This is a genomic window from Parvibaculum sp., assembly GCF_049672805.1.
Lineage (GTDB): Bacteria > Pseudomonadota > Alphaproteobacteria > Parvibaculales > Parvibaculaceae > Parvibaculum.
Genome location: NZ_JBATWS010000200.1, coordinates 1 through 1521 on the forward strand (window position 1 = coordinate 1; position 1521 = coordinate 1521).

General features: G+C 58.9%; 1 protein-coding gene. It reads left to right on the forward strand.

Features of this window, described 5'->3' with window-relative positions; genetic code table 11:
- The first annotated feature begins 207 nt into the window (after positions 1-207).
- Positions 208-1179: a UDP-3-O-acyl-N-acetylglucosamine deacetylase gene (gene lpxC / locus WBF74_RS06435; protein WP_424436929.1), complete on the forward strand. Its 972-nt coding sequence runs from the start codon at positions 208-210 to the stop codon at positions 1177-1179.
- Positions 1180-1521: the final 342 nt, after the last annotated feature.

Consider the following 1521-nt stretch of genomic DNA (forward strand, 5'->3'; position numbering starts at 1 on the left):
TCCCTGACTGCCTGAGGCGCGGGGATGGATTTTTCTTTTTTAAAATCAACGATTTATGAACTGTTTATTTTAGTAACATTCAGTAAGAATCTGTTATTTGAGGCTTTGCCGGGCGGTTGATAGAACCTCCCTAGCGAACCAGAGGGGGCGGTTTGCTTTGGGGTGATGAAAGTGTTCACAGTGCCGAAATCAGAGTTTGAAACCATCATGCTGGAAAATGTCCGGCGTGAGCGCCGGGTGCAGGCCATTCGCGCGCCGCAGATGACGCTGGCGCGGCCTGTTGTCATTGACGGCGTGGGTTTGCACAGCGGCTCCGACATTCACATGGTCCTGCATCCTGCGGAAGCAGATCGGGGTATTGTGTTTCGTCGTACCGACCTCGTGGCGCAGGGCCGTGACGTTTCCGATATTCCCGCAATTTACGATCATGTCGCCGACACGACGCTTTCCACCGCCATTGGCAATGCGGCGGGCACGACGGTCAGCACGATCGAGCATCTGATGGCTGCTTTCTCGGTGCTCGGCATCGACAATGCGCTGGTCGAGATCGACGCGGCGGAAGTGCCGGTGCTGGATGGCAGCAGCGAAATCTTCATCCAGAAGATCGAAGCCGTCGGGCTTGAAAAGCTTGATGCGCCGCGCAAGGCGATCCGCATTCTGAAGCCGGTCATCATCGAGGACGGGCTGAAGCGTGCCGCGCTTTATCCGGGCGAGGGCTTCCGCCTGCGCTTCGAGATCGAGTTCGACAATGAAGTGATCGGCCGTCAGGAGATTGAAGCAGACCTTCATGACCCGTTCTTTGCCGAAGATATTCTGCGCGCCCGTACATTCTGCCTGCGCAAGGATATTGAGGCCATGTGGTCGATGGGGCTTGCCAAGGGCGGCTCGCTCGAAAACGCGGTGGTGGTGGACACCCATGCCATCCTCAACGAGGAGGGGCTGCGCTACGAGGACGAGTTCGTGCGCCATAAGCTGCTTGATGCGGTGGGCGACCTTGCTCTTTCCGGTCTTCCGCTGATCGGTCGTTATGAAGGCTCGCGGGCGGGCCATGCCATGAACAACCGCGTGCTGCGCGCGCTCATGGCCGATACATCGGCCTGGGAGATTGTGGATTATGCCGAGGCCAACCGGCGGATGCCGCAGCGCTCCGCTGAACTGGCTGCGATTTCGGCCGATTAAGATTACCTGATCCGGCTGTGATCAGATGTGAGAGGCGCGCCCCGCAAGGCGCGCCTTTTTCGTGGGCGGATGGGGACAGGCCGGTTCGTTGCCGCTATGGTCTACCGGCCTTTATTGAGATAGAAAAGGTGCCGGATCGGCTTCGCGCCGGGCGAGTCGGCAATTTGGAAGAATTGCGGCTTCCGCCGCGTGGCCGGAAATCGAGAATTAAATGGACTTTGCCCGCATGAGTGAGGCCCGTCTGCCCGCCTGTCGTTTCCGCCCCGTTCGCTCCCGCCTTTTTGCTGTCGGTGTCATGGCACTGGCTGTTGCCGGGCTGGCGGGCTGCTCGTCCAATGACGA